The sequence below is a fragment of the Streptomyces sp. NPDC024017 genome (assembly GCF_040638895.1).
GTDB lineage: Bacteria > Actinomycetota > Actinomycetes > Streptomycetales > Streptomycetaceae > Streptomyces.
Map to the genome: position 1 here is coordinate 1 of NZ_JBEZYZ010000002.1, position 15,637 is coordinate 15,637.

General features: G+C 73.1%; 8 protein-coding genes. 3 read left to right on the forward strand and 5 right to left on the reverse strand.

Translation table 11 applies throughout. The features are described from left to right. Nucleotides 1–661 precede the first annotated feature (661 nt). The gene (locus AB0G20_RS04735) at nt 662–1,210 is read right to left on the reverse strand and encodes a MarR family transcriptional regulator (RefSeq protein ID WP_361295856.1); all 549 of its coding nucleotides are present in this window, start codon (nt 1,208–1,210) and stop codon (nt 662–664) included. Nucleotides 1,211–1,332: 122 nt separating this feature from the next. On the opposite strand from AB0G20_RS04735, the gene AB0G20_RS04740 reads away from it, so the two are divergent. Then, complete coding sequence (locus tag AB0G20_RS04740) at nt 1,333–2,598, forward strand: MFS transporter (protein WP_361297664.1); 1,266 nt, start codon at nt 1,333–1,335, stop codon at nt 2,596–2,598. Nucleotides 2,599–2,610: 12 nt separating this feature from the next. Here the strand turns inward: AB0G20_RS04740 and AB0G20_RS04745 are convergent, their stop codons facing one another. Then, complete coding sequence (locus tag AB0G20_RS04745; RefSeq protein WP_361295859.1) at nt 2,611–4,278, reverse strand: SpoIIE family protein phosphatase; 1,668 nt, start codon at nt 4,276–4,278, stop codon at nt 2,611–2,613. Nucleotides 4,279–4,450: 172 nt separating this feature from the next. After that, a complete protein-coding gene (locus AB0G20_RS04750; RefSeq protein ID WP_361295862.1) occupies nt 4,451–5,830 on the reverse strand; it encodes an NAD(P)/FAD-dependent oxidoreductase in 1,380 nt (459 codons plus the stop codon). Nucleotides 5,831–6,204: 374 nt separating this feature from the next. Here AB0G20_RS04750 and AB0G20_RS04755 point away from each other — a divergent pair, with 374 nt between their 5' ends. Together AB0G20_RS04755 and AB0G20_RS04760 are read left to right on the forward strand one after the other, a co-directional pair. Continuing rightward, complete coding sequence (locus AB0G20_RS04755) at nt 6,205–6,975, forward strand: helix-turn-helix domain-containing protein (protein WP_361295865.1); 771 nt, start codon at nt 6,205–6,207, stop codon at nt 6,973–6,975. A 237-nt stretch (nt 6,976–7,212) separates the two neighbouring features. Next, a complete protein-coding gene (locus AB0G20_RS04760; protein WP_361295868.1) occupies nt 7,213–9,195 on the forward strand; it encodes a sigma-70 family RNA polymerase sigma factor in 1,983 nt (660 codons plus the stop codon). Between the two features lie 13 nt (nt 9,196–9,208). Here the strand turns inward: AB0G20_RS04760 and AB0G20_RS04765 are convergent, their stop codons facing one another. Both AB0G20_RS04765 and AB0G20_RS04770 read right to left on the reverse strand, forming a co-directional pair. Continuing rightward, on the reverse strand, nt 9,209–12,502 hold the full coding sequence (locus tag AB0G20_RS04765) for a BTAD domain-containing putative transcriptional regulator (RefSeq protein WP_361295871.1): 3,294 nt from the start codon (nt 12,500–12,502) through the stop codon (nt 9,209–9,211). Nucleotides 12,503–12,666: 164 nt separating this feature from the next. After that, entirely contained in the window at nt 12,667–14,784 is a 2,118-nt protein-coding gene (locus tag AB0G20_RS04770; protein ID WP_361295874.1) for an asparagine synthase-related protein, read from the reverse strand. Nucleotides 14,785–15,637: the final 853 nt, after the last annotated feature.

Genomic DNA, 15,637 nt, shown 5'->3' on the forward strand with positions numbered 1-15,637 from the left:
CCGTGAATGTTTACCGGTAATCCGGTCGACACCACGAGAGCGGAACAGTCAGGCGGAATAGGCCCGACCGTTCACAGCGTCCTCGCTGTGTTTTTCAAAGGAACCTCGCCCCAGCAGATGCTGGAGACGGGGTATCAACATATCTGGCGTTGACTTTTGGCACGCTGTTGAGTTCTCAAGGAACGGTCGCTTCCTTTGTACTCACCCTCGCGGGCTTTCCTCCGGGCGCTTCCCTTCGGTCTTGCGTTTCCGACTCTATCAGATCTTTCCGATCCGATTTCCTCGGTGCTTTCCAGGTTCTCGCTTCCGCGTTTCCCTTTCCGGCGGTTCCGACTCTATCAGATCCTTTCGGGCCTGATCCCCGGTCAGCGGGGTTTGTCTTTGCGGCTGTTGGGCCGTTCCGACGTCCCTAACCTTAGCGCGCCCTCTCGGCGAGTTCCAAATCGAAGCTGTGCCGATCGGATCGTCGAGTCCCAATTCGAATTGAATTCGGGCACGCCGAAATCAATCCCGTTGGGAGGTCGAGCTGGTGGTTTGGGTGCCGCTGGTGCGGCGGAAGTGCTGTCGCAGAACCGTTACGGCTCCGCGGCAACCCGAAGAACATTACGGATCCACCAGGGGGCTGTCAAGCGGCCCTGTCAAGATCTTTTCGGCCCCGGCGTCAGTCCAGGTCGGTGAGGCGCCCGCCGGCATCCGGCTGGGCGTCCTCGACCCGGCGCAGCAGACGCGTGAGCACTTCGCCCAGCGCCGTGCGCTCGTCGGGGTTCAGGTCCTGGAGCAGGTCCTCCTCGAAGACCGACGCCAGGCGCATCGCCTCCAGCCACTTCTCCCGCCCCTCGGATGTCAGTTCCACGATGACTCGTACGCGGTTCGACTCGTCTCGCTCACGGGTCACCAGAGATTCGGCAACCATGCGGTCGATCCGGTGGGTCATCGCGGCCGGGGTGAGGCCGAGGCGCTTGGCGAGGTCGCTGGGGCCCAGGCGGTAGGGGGCTCCGGAGAGGACGAGGGCCTTGAGGACCTCCCACTCCGCGTTGCTGATGCCGAGGGCCGAGGTCTGACGGCCGTAGGCGACGTTCATGCGGCGGTTCAGGCGGGACAGGGCCGAGACGATCTGCTCGACCTGGGGATCGAGGTCCTGGAACTCGCGCTGGTACGCGGCGATCTGCTCTTCGAGGGTCGGCTCGCTGGGGCCGGGGGTGTCGCCCATGTGCGCAGTATCGCACGATCGTTCTTTGCCTTGAAGTCCTTGGGTATGTACTCTTTAGCTTCGAACTTTAGTTTCGAAGTCTTCACTCCTAACTTGTGAGAGAGGTGAACGTGACCAGGGCGATGGGCGCAGCGATGCGCCGGATTCACGTGGGTAACGCACTCAGCGCGTTCGGGCTCGGCTTCACGGTCCCGTACCTGTACGTCTATGTGGCGCAGGTGCGAGGGCTGGGGGCCATGACGGCGGGTCTCGTACTCGCCGTCTTCGCTGTGGCCGCGTTGGTCGTGCTGCCGTTCGCCGGGCGGGCCATCGTCCGGCGCGGCCCGCTGCCGGTGCTGCTCGCCGCCCTGGTCACCGCCGCTCTGGGTGCGCTCAGTCTGGGGATCGCGAGCAGCGCAGCGGCCGTGCTGGTGTCGGCCTCCCTGCTGGGAGCCGGGCAGGCCGTGATGCAGCCGGCGCTCGCGACGATGATCGTCGACTGCTCGTCGGCGGAGACGCGGTCGCGTGCTTTCGCCACGCAGTTCTTCCTGCAGAACCTCGGGCTCGGCGTCGGTGGCCTCATCGGCGGGCATCTCGTCGACACGACGAGCGCCGCCTCCTTCACTCTGCTCTTCGCGATCGAGGCGGCGATGTTCCTGCTGCTCGTCGTGGTGATGACGACCGTGCGGCTGCCGCACGCGCCGCGGATCGAGGACGCTCCCAAGGCGTCGGGCCGGGGCAGCTGGAAGCAGCTGCTGGGCAACCGGGCCATGGTGCAGCTGTGCGTGCTGGGCTTCGTGCTGTTCTTCGCCTGCTACGGGCAGTTCGAGTCGGGGCTGAGTGCGTACGGGGTCGAGGCCGCCGGGATCTCGACGTCCGCGCTGGGGACCGCGCTCGCCGCCAACACTCTGGTGATCGTCATCGCGCAGTTCGCCGTGCTGCGGTTCGTGGAGCGGCGCCGGCGGTCGCGGGTGATCGCCGCTGTCGGGCTGATCTGGGCCGTGGCGTGGGCTGTCGCCGGGTACGCGGGGCTCGGGCACGGGAGCCAGGAGATGGCGACGGCGGCGTTCGTCTCGACGTACGCGCTGTTCGGGCTGGGAGAGGCGATGCTGTCGCCGACCGTGGCCCCGCTGGTCGCGGATCTCGCGCCGGAGGGGATGGCCGGGCAGTACAACTCCGCGTTCGCCCTGGTCAAGCAGCTCGCACTGGCCGTCGGGCCGGCGGTGGGCGGACCTCTGGGGGCCTCGCTGCACGCGCCGTACATCGTGGCGTTCCTGGTGTTCTCGCTGGGGATCACCGTCCTGGCCGTGCGGTTGGGTCGGCAGCTGACCGATGTGCAGGATCAGCCGTGGCTCGGGAAGAGCCGGGTCGTGGCGCGGGGTGGGGCGCCCGTTTCCGCGGACGTCTGATCCTCGGCTCGGCTACGTCGGCTGCGTGCGCGGCAGGGCGAACTCGCACCAGACCGCCTTGCCGCCGCCCGGTGTGCGGCGGCAGCCCCAGTTCGACGCGATCGTGGCGACGATGGCGATGCCCCGGCCCGATTCGTCGCCCGCTTCCGCGCGGCGGCGTCTGGGGAGATGGTCGTCGCCGTCGGTGACCTCGATGATCAGGCGGCGGTCCGTGCGGCGCAGGCGCAGGCGCATCGGCGGGGTGCCGTGCTGGAGGGAGTTGGCGACCAGTTCGCTGGTGGCCAGGACGCCCAGGTCGTGCAGGTCGGCGGGGAAGCGCCAGCTGGTCAGGACACCGGAGGCGAAGGCACGCGCGCGTGGCGCGGCTTCCACACCGCCCAGGAGTTCCAGGGCGGCGTTGCGGAAGAGCTCGCCCTCCGAGCCCGTGCGGGCGGGGTGCTGGAGGACCAGGACGGCCACGTCGTCGTCGTGGTCGGGGGTCACGCCCGCGGAGCGGACCAGGCGGTCGCAGACGACCTGGGGTGTGCCGGTGGCGCCGGCCAGGGCGCGTTCCAGGGCGGCGATGCCCTCGTCCAGGTCGGCGTCGCGGCGCTCGACCAGGCCGTCCGTGTAGAGGACGGCGGTGGAGCCGGGGGCGAGGGGGATCGAGCCCGAGGTGTGCATCCAGCCGCCGGTGCCCAGCGGGGGGCCGGTGGGTTCCTCGGCGCGCAGGACCGTGCCGTTCTCGTCGCGGACGAGGATGGGGAGGTGGCCCGCCGAGGAGTAGATCAGCTTGCCCTCGTTCGGGTCGTGGATGGCGTACGCGCACGTGGCGATCTGGTTGGCGTCGATCTCGGCGGCCAGCCCGTCGAGGAGCTGGAGGACCTCGTGCGGGGGCAGGTCGAGGCGGGCGTACGCGCGGACCGCCGTGCGCAGCTGGCCCATGACCGCTGCCGCGCGGACGCCCCGGCCCATGACGTCGCCGATGACCAGGGCCGTGCGGCCGCCGCCCAGGGTGATGACGTCGTACCAGTCGCCGCCGACCGCGGCCTCGGTGCCACCGGGGTGGTAGGTGGCGGCGATGCGCAGGTCGTCGGGTTCTTCGAGCTCCTGGGGGAGCAGTGAGCGCTGGAGGGTGACCGCCGTTTCGCGCTGGCGGCGTTCGCTGGCGCGCAGGCGTTCGGCGGCTTCGGCGTGGTCGGTGACGTCCGTGGCGAAGACGAGGACGCCGCGGCCTTCGCTGCCGCCCTTGCCGTCGCCCTGGGCGACCGGGGTGCAGGTGAAGGTGTAGGAGCGGCCGTCGGGAGCCTTGCGGGACTTGACCGTGCGCGGTTTGCCGCTGCGCTGGACCTGGTCCAGGAGGGGGAACAGGCCGAGGGCCTCCAGCTCGGGGAGGGCCTCGCGGGCGCGTTCGCCCAGGGGGCGTACGCCGAAGGCGGTCGTGTAGGCGTCGTTGACGTAGGCGATGCGGTGGTCGGGGCCGTGGACCAGGGCGACGAGGGACGGGACGCGGTCGAGGACCTCACGCACCCGCAGCTCGTCGACGGCGGGTACGGACGGTGTCTCGTCGGTCAGTTGTTCGGCACGGGCGGCGGGTACGGAGCTTTCCCCCCGCCGGTCCGGGGACGCCGTCTGCTCGGTCCGCGCTGCGGCGCGGCGCTGCGTTCCGGGGAGCCGGGCGCTCCAGCGCGTGAAGTTCACGAATCCTTGCCTCGTGTAGTGGTCGGCGGCCGGCACCGGAACCGGCCGGGGCCCGGAGGCCCGCACCGGGACGTGGGGTGGCACGGCCGCGGTGGTGGACCAGTCTGGCAGGGTGCGGACCGGACCGACATCCGTCAGACGCCGGGCCGGCCGCTGGAGTTCCTGGGTCCGGTCAGGACGACCCCTTCGGGTTGTGCGGGGGGTCCAGAGGAGGCTTTCCACCGGCCGCGAGTTCGAACTCGGCCCGGGGGTGTTCGAGTGAACCCAGGGAGACGATCTCCCGTTTGAACAGGCCGGCCAGCGTCCATTCCGCGAGCACGCGCGCCTTGCGGTTGAAGGTGGGCACGCGGCTGAGGTGGTAGGCGCGGTGCATGAACCAGGCGGGATAGCCCTTGAGCTTGCGTCCGTAGACGTGGGCGACGCCCTTGTGCAGGCCCAGGGAGGCGACCGAGCCGGCGTAGGCGTGTTCGTACGTCTCCAGGGGTTCGCCGCGCAGGGAGTGCACGATGTTGTCGGCGAGGACCCTGGCCTGGCGGACGGCGTGCTGGGCGTTGGGTGCGCACTCGCGGCCCGGATCCCCGGCGGTGACGTCGGGGACGGCGGCGGCGTCTCCCGCGGCCCACGCATGCGTGGTGCCGTCGACCGACAGTTCCGGGGTGCACTTCAGGCGTCCGCGGCCGTTGCGGGGCAGGTCGCTGGCGGCGAGCACCGGGTGGGGTTTCACACCGGCCGTCCAGACGACCGTACGGGTGGGGAAGCGGGCGCCGTCGCTGAGGACGGCGACCCGGTCGGCGCAGGACTCGAGCCGGGTCTGCAGGCGGACGTCGATGTTGCGGCGGCGCAGTTCGGTGACGGCGTAGCGGCCCATCTCCTCGCCGACCTCGGGCAGGATGCGGTCCGAGGCCTCGACGAGGATCCACTTCATGTCCTCGGGCTGGACGTTGTGGTAGTAGCGCGCGGCGTAGCGGGCCATGTCCTCCAGTTCGCCGAGTGCCTCCACGCCCGCGAAGCCGCCGCCGACGAAGACGAAGGTCAGGGCCGCGTCGCGGATCGCGGGGTCGCGGGTGGAGGAGGCGATGTCCATCTGCTCGATGACGTGGTTGCGCAGGCCGATGGCCTCCTCGACGGTCTTGAAGCCGATCCCGTGGTCGGCGAGGCCGGGGACCGGCAGGGTGCGCGAGACGGAGCCGGGGGCGAGGACGAGTTCGTCGTAGGACAGCCGCTGTCCGCCCGTGCCCTCCTCCTCGGTGGCGAGGGTGGTGACGGTGGCGGTGCGTTTCGCGTGGTCGACGGCGGTGGCCTCGCCGATCAGAACCCGGCACCGGTCCAGGACGCGGCGCAACGGTACGACGACGTGGCGGGGGGAGATGGCGCCCGCGGCGGCCTCGGGGAGGAACGGCTGGTAGGTCATGTACGGGTCGGGGGTGACGACCGTGATCTCCACCTCGCCCCGGTCCAGTTCCCGTTTCAGTCTGCGCTGCAGGCGCAGGGCCGTGTACATCCCGACGTAGCCGCCACCGACAACGAGAATGCGCGCACGTTCCTTCACCATCCCATGACGCACCCGCCGCTTGCGTTTGTCCACAGCCTCGACGAATTGTGTGACCGGAGCGGGAGCGCGCGCGGAGTTGGCCGGATTAGCGGCCTGCGGCACATACATGCAGGTCAGGTGGGGTAGTGCGAGGGGCGCGCGGGGGCACATTCGGGACGTATGCGGCCCGTACTCCGATCGGTGGGCGCTCCGTGCGGAACCTGCCCCTTCTGAATTGACTCCCTCTCAACTATGTTCGTGTGTCGACGGGGTGTAGGGGGATGCGCTCACCGGGGTCCGCGGGGCGGGCCGCGGACCCGGGCCGGTTCCCTCGCCCTGGTATCGAATGACGGGGAGTGTCTCCGGGGGGAGACGTCATTACCGGGGGAATGCTTATGCATGTTCAGGACTCTCATTGGTCGACCGCGTCCGCAGTGGCGGCGGGCGGCATGACGATGAGCGCGGCGGCGGGCAACGGACGCGACACCTCGCGGACGACGCCGCTGCGCGTGGACGCACAGCGCAATCTGGAGCACGTACTGCGCGCGGCGCGCGAGGTCTTCGGCGAGCTGGGGTACGGCGCGCCGATGGAGGACGTGGCGCGGCGCGCGCGGGTCGGTGTGGGCACGGTGTACCGGCGGTTCCCGAGCAAGGACGTCCTGGTGCGGCGGATAGCCGAGGAGGAGACCTCCCGGCTGACCGACCAGGCGCGTGCGGCGCTCGGGCAGGAGGACGAGCCGTGGTCGGCGCTGTCGCGCTTCCTGCGGACGTCGGTGGCCTCCGGCGCCGGGCGGCTGCTGCCGCCGCAGGTGCTGCGGGTCTCGGTCGAGGACGGCGCCGGCGGCCCGCCGCGGGTGCCGCAGCAGCGGACCCAGCCGGGCACGACGGAGCTGCGGCTGGTCCCGGACCAGCCGGTCGCGGTCGCTTCGGTACCGGCGGTCGCGGCCGACGACGACGCCGGGACGTCGGCGCTGCTCGAGGTCGTCGGGCAGCTCGTGGACCGGGCGCGTGCGGCCGGTGAGCTGCGGGCGGACGTGTCGGTGTCGGATGTGCTGCTGGTGATCGCCACGGCCGCGCCCTCACTGCCGGACGCCGCACAGCAGGCGGCCGCGTCGGCCCGGCTGCTGGACATCCTGCTGGAGGGGCTGCGCTCGCGACCGGCGTGATCCACCGGGGCCCGGGCGAACAGGCCCGGGCCAGGTGGGGCTTCCGGGCTCGGGCGGGACGTCCGGGCCCGGAGCGAAAAGGGGAGCCTTCCCCGAATGAGTGACGGCCAGTACTGCCGTGCGGTAATTCCCCACGGATGAGTGGTGGTCCGAACTGAGGGGTTCTGACCAAAAGCCAATATGGCAGGCTGACCCGGTGGTCTGGACGGGTTGGGCGGCTGGCGGGGGCTTACCGCGATGAGCGTGGACGGTCGGGACGAGTCGAGCGGCAGCGGGAACGGCGATGCCACGGTGGGCAGCCCGGTCCCGCCGCAGGTGCCGAGTCAGGGCGGACGCGCGAGCGGGCTGCCCGGCGGGCACCCCGCCGAGTCGATCCCGGCCCAGCGCGACCGGCGCGAGGACAGCGTCCTGCCGCCGCCGCGCGAGCTGCCGCCGTCCGACGCCGACCTCATCGACCGGATGCGCTCGGGCGACGACACCGCCTACGAGGAGCTGTACCGGCGCCATGCCCAGGCCGTGCGCCGGTACGCCCGCACCTGCTGCCGAGACACCCACACCGCGGACGACCTGACCGCCGAGGTCTTCGCCCGCATGCTCCAGGCGGTGCGCGGTGGCGCGGGCCCCGCGCACGCCGTACGCGCGTATCTGCTCACCTCCGTCCGGCGCGTCGCCGCCGCCTGGACGCGGTCGGCGCGGCGCGAGCAGCTCGTCGACGACTTCGCGCTGTTCGCCGCCCAGTCCGCCCGCGGGTCCGACGTGTCCGGCGACGACACGCTCGAACTGGGCGCGGACGTACGGGCGATGCACGAGGCCGAGCAGTCCATGGCCATGCGGGCCTTCCGGTCGCTGCCGGAGCGCTGGCAGGCCGTGCTGTGGCACACCGAGATCGAGGACGAGTCGCCCAGCGAGGTCGCCACGCTGTTCGGGCTGGACGCCAACGGCACGCGCGTGCTCGCCAGCCGGGCCCGCGAGGGCCTCAAGCAGGCCTACCTCCAGGCCCACGTCAGCTCCACGCTCACCCGCGACGAGGAGTGCGCGCGCTACGCCGACCAGCTCGGCACCTACGCCCGCGGGCGGCTGCGCACCCGGGCCGAGCGGGGGTTGCGCAAGCACCTGGAGGAGTGCGCGAAGTGCCGGCTGGCCGCGCTCCAGATCGAGGAAGTGGCCGGCGGTATCCCGGCCGTCGTGCCGGTCGCCGTCATCGGCTGGTTCGGGGCCGCCGGGTATGCGAAGGCGGCCGGGCTCATCGCCGGGGGTGCGGGCGCGGCCGGTGCGGCGGGGGCGGCCACGGCGGCGGGTGGCTCGGCCGGTGGGGCAGCCGCGCCGGGCGGCGATTCGGCCGGCGGTGCCGGAGGCGGGAGTGGTGCGGCGGCCTCCGAGGGGGTCGGCGCGCCGGTGAAGGCCGGTGTCGCGGCCGGCGTGGTCGCCGTGGGTGTGGTGGCGGCCGTGGTGATGGCACTGGCCGGCAACGAGAATCCCAAGGAGGAGGCCGAGAGTGCTCCCTCGTCCCCTCCCCCGTCGTCGGTGGTGCGCCCCGGCGAGCCCTCACCCTCCCCCTCCCGGCCGGAACCCGGGCCGCGGCCGCCGGGGATCGTGCCCGCGCGCGCCGAGACACCCGCGCCGACGCCGAGCTCCAGGACCAGCCCGAGTCCGGACCCGGCCGCGCCCTCGACCTCGACGTCAACCCCGGCCCCTACCCGGACGCCCGCTCCACCGCCCGCGTCCCCGAGGCCGACCCCGCCTCCGGCCCCCACACCCACGCCCACTCCCCCGCCGCCCCCGCCCGCCCCCGCCGTCTACCAGTGGAGCGGACTGTCGTACGACATCAGCGGCGACGGCACGGAACCCGAGATGCGGATCGGTTCGAGCAGCTGGGTCTGGCAGCGGTCCGGCCTGTCGGTGGGCGGACAGCGGTACGCCCACGGCGTCACCGTGCACGGCCGCTCGTCCGTCACCATCGACCTCAACCGCCCCTGCTCGTCGTACGACGCGCTCGTGGGGGTGGACGACATGACGCTGCGGCTCGGCAAGGTGTACTTCTCCGTCTACGCCGACGGGGCCCGGCTGTGGCGGTCCCCGCTGGTCGAGGGCGGTGACCCGGCCGTACCCGTCCATGTGAACCTCACCGGCCGCAGCACGGTCCGGCTGGTGGTGGAACCGCGCAGCGCCCTCGACCACCTGATGCCCGTGGCCTGGGCGGAGTCCAGGTTCACCTGCTGACGGGGACGGCGCCTCACCTCACCCGGTCGGTGGCGTACGCGCTGCGCGCCTCGTCCAGCTCGCGCAGGACGTCCTCCGCGGTGAGGGCCGTGCCCCGAGCGCGCTCCGCCTCGCTCCGGACGCTCCCCAGGGCGGCACGAACGGCGGCCTCGGCCCGTTCCACCGGGGCGCGCTCCGGCATGGAGCGCGGGCGGCCGGACCTCCAGTGGTCAGCGGTGCCGAGCAGCCGGGCCGCGCGCGGGAAGTCGCCGAGGTCGGCCAGCAGGCCCGCCGCGCCGTCCACGACCGTGGCCCGGATCACGTCCGAGCACCGCTTGTCCACGGCCTCGCGCAGGGCTCCGGTCAGCTTGAGCAGGGCCGGCCGCGGGCCGGACTCCCTCGCGGTGATCACGGCGTCGAGCAGGAGCAGCATCACCATGAACTGCGGCGGCGGTGTGCCGAGGACGGCGTTGGCGCGGGCCTCCTCGCACCACGCGCGCGCCCGGTCGGTGTGCCCCTCCTCGACCGCCATCTGGGTGCGCATCAGGAGGACGTACGCCTTGGAGTCCCGCACGCCGTACCGGTCGGCGGCGGCGGTGGCCTCGTCCAGCAACGCCAGCGCGGCCACCCGGTCTCCCGCGCGGTAGGCGATCTCGGCGAGCCGGGCGATGAGGAACGGCGACTCGGCGTAGGCGCCCACCTCGTAGGCGAGCCGCAGCGCCTCCTCGTACTCCCCCTTGGCGTCCTCGAAGCGACTGCGCGCCATGGCGGCCTCACCGGCCGCGCTGCACACCTGGGCGCGCAGCCAGCGGTCACCCGCGCGGCGGCTGAGGACCCGCAGCTCCGCGAGGTCGTCGTCGACGCCCTCCAGGCCACCGGGTCCGTCGACGACCGTGTGCGCCCGGAACATCAGGGCGACGGAGAGCTCCCAGTCACCACCGTACGCACGGCAGTTGGCGACGGTGGCGTCCAGGACGGCCCGGACCTCTCTCTGGTCGCCCAGGAAGGAGAAGAGGATCGGGCAGACGAGCCCCGGAACGCGGGCCGCGTGCGGACCGCCACCCTCGTAGTAGGACCCCAGCCGCTCCATGTACGGCCGGTGCTCCTCGACGAACGTCTCCATGGGCGCGGCCTCGGTCATGAAGAACGCGTGCAACATGCGCACATCCATCCGCTGGGCGTGCAGCGGATGCCCCGCCTCCCCGTCGGGCGCGGCGAGGAAGTGGTCGATGTGGCCGGGCGGTTCCGGCGCTCCACCGGGCGGCACACGGCCCGCGGTGTCCTGGGCCACGCCCAGGCGCAAGGTCCGCTCGAGCCACTCCATGCCCTCGTGGCGGTAGTTGCGCAGCCACCAGAACCAGCCCATGGCCAGGACGAGGGCGGCGGCCTCCGCCTCTTCCCCGGCGTTGAGGGCCCGGTCGAGGGCCGCGCGGATGTTGTCCAGCTCGGTCTCCAGGCGGGAGATCCACGGCAGTTGCCCGGCGGAGCGCAGCAGCGGATCGGCCCGCTCGGCGAGCGCCCGCGCCCACGCGCGGTGCCGGAGCTCGGCCTCGGTGCGCAGCCGCGGGGTGTCGGCGGCGCGCTCGACGGCGTACTCGTGGATGGTCTCCAGCATGCGGTACCGCATGCCGAGGGAGCCGTCGTCCGCGCTGGGGGACGCCACGACGAGGGACTTGTCGACGAGCGCCCCGATCAGCTCGGCGGCGGGCCCGGAGCACACGGCCTCGGCCGCCGCGAGGTCCCAGCCGCCGGCGAACACGGACACCTCGCGCAGCATCGTCCGCTCGGCGTCGTCGAGCAGGTCCCACGACCAGTCGACGACGGCACGCAGGGTCTGCTGGCGGGGCAGGACCGTACGACTACCGGAGGTGAGGAGGCGGAAGCGGTCGTCGAGGCGGTCGGCGATCTGCCGGGGGGTGAGCAGCCGGAGCCGGGCCGCGGCCAGTTCGATGGCGAGCGGCAGCCCGTCCAGCCGCCGGCAGATCTCCGCCACCGCCTGCTCGTCGCCGAGCACGGCGTCGGCGTCGGGACGGACGGCGGCGGCGCGCTCCGCGAACAGCCGGCGGGCGTGGTCCGGTCGCAGCGGCTCGACCGGGCGCACCGACTCGCCCGGCACGCCCAGGGGTTCACGGCTGGTGGCGAGGATCGTGAGCCCCGGGCAGCGGGTCAGCAGGGTTTCCGCGAGGTGGGCGGCGGCGTCGATGACATGCTCGCAGTTGTCAAGGATCAGAAGGAGACTGCGCGGCGCGCAGAACTCGACGAGCAGGCCGACGGGGTCGTCCTGCACGGCGGTGAGCTCGCTGGTCATCAGCACGGTCTCGCGCAGACCGAGCGCACTGACCACCGCTCCCGGCACCGCCTCCGGCCGGTCGAGCGGGGCGAGCTCGGCCAGCCATGCCTGCGGGAGCCCGGCGGCGGCCTCCTCGGCGAGACGGGTCTTGCCGGAGCCGCCCGGTCCGGTGAGGGTGACGAGTCGGGCCCTGTGCATCTCGGAACGGATGGCGTCGATCTCGGGTTCCCGGCCGACGAAGGAGGTCAGCCGGGGGCGGATGGTCCCGGGCCGCATGCGCTCGCGCTCCGGCGGGGTGGACGGGGGCTTCTCGTCCTGCGGGGCGGAGTCGAGCAGGCCGGCGTGGAGGGCGCGCAGATGGGGCCCGGGGTCGGTGCCGAGGCCCTCGGCCAGGGCGCGACGGGCCGTTTCGTACGCGGCGAGGGCGTCGGCGTCCCGGCCGGTGTCGCGCAGGGCGCGGATGAGGAGGGCGTGCAGCGGCTCGTCGTAAGGGTGCACGGCGGTCAGTTCCCGCAGTTCCGGTACGACGTCCGGCCCGCGGCCGAGCCGTAGCCGGGCCTCTGCCCTGGCCCGGGTCGCCTCCAGGCGCCTGGCCTCCGGGCGGGTGGCGGCGGAGCGGTCGGGGAGGTCGGCGAGGGCGGGGCCGTGCCAGAGGGCGAGGGCGGCGTCGAGGTGCTGCTCGGCGAGGGCGGGGTCGTCGGCGGCGAGGGCGTCGGTGCCCTGCTGGACGAGCCGTTCGAAGACGTGGAGGTCGATGTCGTCCTTGGTGGCCGCGAGTCGGTAGCCGCCGGTCTCGGAGGTGACGGCGTCCTTGCCGAGGGCCCTGCGGAGCCGGCCGACGAGGGCCTGGAGAGCGGCGGGGGCGTCCTGCGGCGGGTCCTCCGCCCAGACCTCGTCGATCAGCGTCCCGGGGGTGGTGACGCGGGAGGGGCGCAGGGCGAGGGCGGTGAGCAGGGCGCGGAGCCGGGGCCCTCCGATGGGTACGACGGAGCCGTGCTCGTCCTCTGCCGTGGTGACGCCCAGGATTCTGTACCGCACCGGGTCATTGTCGCTGGGGCGGGTGTGAGGGTCGGGGGGTTTTCCGTGTCGGGCGTTGCCCGGGGGCTTGGGTGAGGGTGCTGGGCGTCGCCGCCCGAGGCGTGCTGGGCGTTGCCGCCCGAGGGGTGTCGGGGGCGCCGCCCGAGGGGTGTCGGGGGGGGGCGCTACACCCGCCGCCCTCCACCCGCTCCCGCCCCCAACGCCCCCCGCTGCGGTGCGATGCCCGCCGGTACCGCGCGCTGCCGCGCCGGTGTCCCCGTCCAGCATGTGCCGCGGCGGGACAGCAGGCGGCGGAGCCACAGCTCCAGGGAGACCAGGTCCGCGAGGCCGTCCAGCGGGAGGGGTTCGCCCGCCGCCGCGCCGCGCAGGGCCTTGCGGACCACGCGGGCCTCGACCAGGCCCGCCTCCGCCAGCAGCGGGGTGTCGAACAGCGCGACCAGGGAGTCCGCCGCCACGCGCAGCCCCGTACGCTCCGCGGCCGCCGCCGTCGCCTGGGTCGGGGCGCCCCAGCCGGGCGGCAACTCCCGGACACCGGCGCCTTCCAGCACCGTACGCAGGATCGCCGCTCGCGCCCCCGGCCGCACCCGCAGCGCCTCGGGCAGCGTCCGGGCCGCGCGGACGACCTGGTTGTCGAGGAACGGCGCGTGCAGTCGCTGGAAGCGGACCTCCGCGGCCTGCTCCAGCACCCGCAGGTCCGCCGCATGCCGGGCCAGCGCCGCACGCGCGCGGAAGTCGCCCGGCCGCGTCCCCGGCCCCACCAGCTCCGACCGGTGTGTCGCCGCCTGAAGGCGAACCGATACTTCAGCGAGCGCCTCACCGGTCAGCCAGCGCGCCGCCGGCCCGGGTCTGCCCCAGGTCAGCGCGGCGAGCGAGGCGTCCAGCGCACCACCGGGCGCGTCGAGACCGTCGTCGGAGCGGGGGTCGAGGAGGCGCTCGGCGAGGGACTCGAGACCGGACCGGTACGGCGTACGGGACAACCGCCGCGCCGCCCCGTACACGCGCGCGGGCACCAGCACCGACCCGTCGGCCTTGGTCAGCGCGGCGACCGGTCGCACGAGATGCCGCCGCCGGCGGTCCATCAGCAGGTCGGCGAGCCGCGCGGGATGGGCGTCCAGGACCTGGCGCGCCCCGTAGCCCGTGAAGTGGTCCGCGCTGCCCGCCGCCAGCCGGGCCCGATGGCGTGCCGCCGACACCAGGCAGGGCCCGGGTTCGTCGGTCAGCGGTCCGTCCAGGTCGGCGTACGGGAGGGTCTCCTCGCCGCCCGCGACGACGACGTGGTGCAGCCGCGGGTTCGCCGCCAGCGCGCCCGCCCGCTCCAGTTCGGCCTCCCGCCCGCCGACGGCGAGGTCGTTGAACGTGACGGCCAGCAGCCGCTCCCCCGCGCCCGTGCCGTGCCCCAGCACCGTGCCCGGCATCCCGGGGAGCCCCGCGGCCAGCAGCGCCAGCGCCCCGGAGGCAGGCCCGCCGGACAGGTCCGCGCCGATCCCCGGCACCGGCATCCCGCGCGCGGCCCGCCGCTCGGCGGGACCCATGCCGGGCACCGGACCCGGGTCTATGTCCGCCCCGGGGACGTGCCGCGGAGCGGACAGCCGCGTCCGTACGGCCTCCACGAGCGCGTCGCGCACCGCGTCGACCGCGCTGTCGGGATCGGCCGGAGGCGCCGCCACGGCCAGCGAGGCGACCGGCTCGTACCCGGCGATCTCGCGCGCCCCGGCGCGCAGGATGAGGGCATGCCCGGGCGGAATGCGCTTCACGCCGTCGTACGGCGTGGAGTCGTGCAGCGCGGCGGGCACGTCAGGGGCGGCCAGCAGGGCCGCGAGATGCCCGAAGTCGAGGTTGGCCTCGATGAGGTCGGCCAGCGGCAGCGCGGCGGTCGCGTACGCCGTACCGCCGGCCCAGGGCGTGTGGAACACCGGCCGCGCGCCCGCGAGATCGCCGCAGACGGTGATCCGCCTGCCGACCTGGACGATCGCCGTGTAGCTGCCCGGCCAGGCGGTCAGATGCCGAAGTGCCCCGCCGCGCGCGGCGAACAGCGCGACGCGCAACTGCTCGTCGGTGGCGCCGCAGATGCCGAGGACGGCGATCCTGGTCCGGTCGTCGGCCTTCACGACCCGCACCTCGTCGGGGCGCCAGTCGCCGACCGCCCACAGCGGGTCGGGATCGCCCCACAGGAGTTGGGACCCCACCGGGTGCAGCGTCTCGCCCTCGCTGCCGGTAGCCCCCGCCGAGCCGGCAGCGACGGCTCCCGCGGCGGTGCTGCTCCATCCCACCAACCACCGCATCGCCGCCTCCACAGGCTGTGGACAACCAGTGCACCGTACGAACCGGTTCACCATGCTGCCATGAAGGAAGCGTTCCAGAGGGTGCCGACGCCGCTTGCGCTCCGTTGAATGCGCCCCGGCGGAGCCACCCGCACCGGTGCGAACACCCCGAACACCCGCACACCGCACGAAGACCCGGGCGGACGGGACGACGATCGGGGCAACGAGAAGGCGACGAACAAGACGACGAACAAGTCGACGAACAAGACGACGAACAAGTCGACGAACAGGGCGGCGGCGGAAGCGGGGAGAAGCGAAGAAACGGCCAAGAATCAAGGCAGGCCAGCGACATGTCTCCGGTACGACTGCGACGCGAATGCGCCCCCGAAACGCGCCCCAATCACGCCCGACGCGCCCTCAAGTGCCGTGGTAGGAGCCCTGATACCCCGCGATCGGCGGGGTCGATTTTTGGCCAAATCGGCGTCACGCAGACAGCCTCGAACACTCTCCGTACAGGTTCGGCACCCTGCCACCCGGTCGCGCAGTCCGGGAGACGGAGCACGCCTCCCGGACCGTTCCGCCGCCCGCGGGGATGGAGGCGGCGGTGTCCCCCAGCCCACTGGATCCAGTACAGCGGGCCGACCCACGCAACGACCATGGAACCGCTCCCGCAGTGGCCGGAGAAGAGCGCACGGACAGGCGCACGGCCACACAGTGGGAGCACGTCGCAACAGCCCGTATCTGAACCGCACTTCAGTACGGACCACAATCCCGCCAACCGGAACAATGCCCCTTAACGCTTGGGATGCGGCGAACTACGCTGGGTTTACGAATGCCGCGTGGTTATGCCAGTGCGGCAGCCGTCTGTGTCGAG

Coding starts and splice junctions, on each gene's coding strand:
- AB0G20_RS04760 (WP_361295868.1), top strand. CDS start 7,213: ATGAGCGTGGACGGTCGGGACGAGTCGAGCGGCAGCGGGAACGGCGAT.
- AB0G20_RS04750 (WP_361295862.1), bottom strand. CDS start 5,830: ATGGTGAAGGAACGTGCGCGCATTCTCGTTGTCGGTGGCGGCTACGTC.
- AB0G20_RS04755 (WP_361295865.1), top strand. CDS start 6,205: ATGCATGTTCAGGACTCTCATTGGTCGACCGCGTCCGCAGTGGCGGCG.
- AB0G20_RS04770 (WP_361295874.1), bottom strand. CDS start 14,784: ATGCGGTGGTTGGTGGGATGGAGCAGCACCGCCGCGGGAGCCGTCGCT.
- AB0G20_RS04740 (WP_361297664.1), top strand. CDS start 1,333: ATGGGCGCAGCGATGCGCCGGATTCACGTGGGTAACGCACTCAGCGCG.
- AB0G20_RS04735 (WP_361295856.1), bottom strand. CDS start 1,210: ATGGGCGACACCCCCGGCCCCAGCGAGCCGACCCTCGAAGAGCAGATC.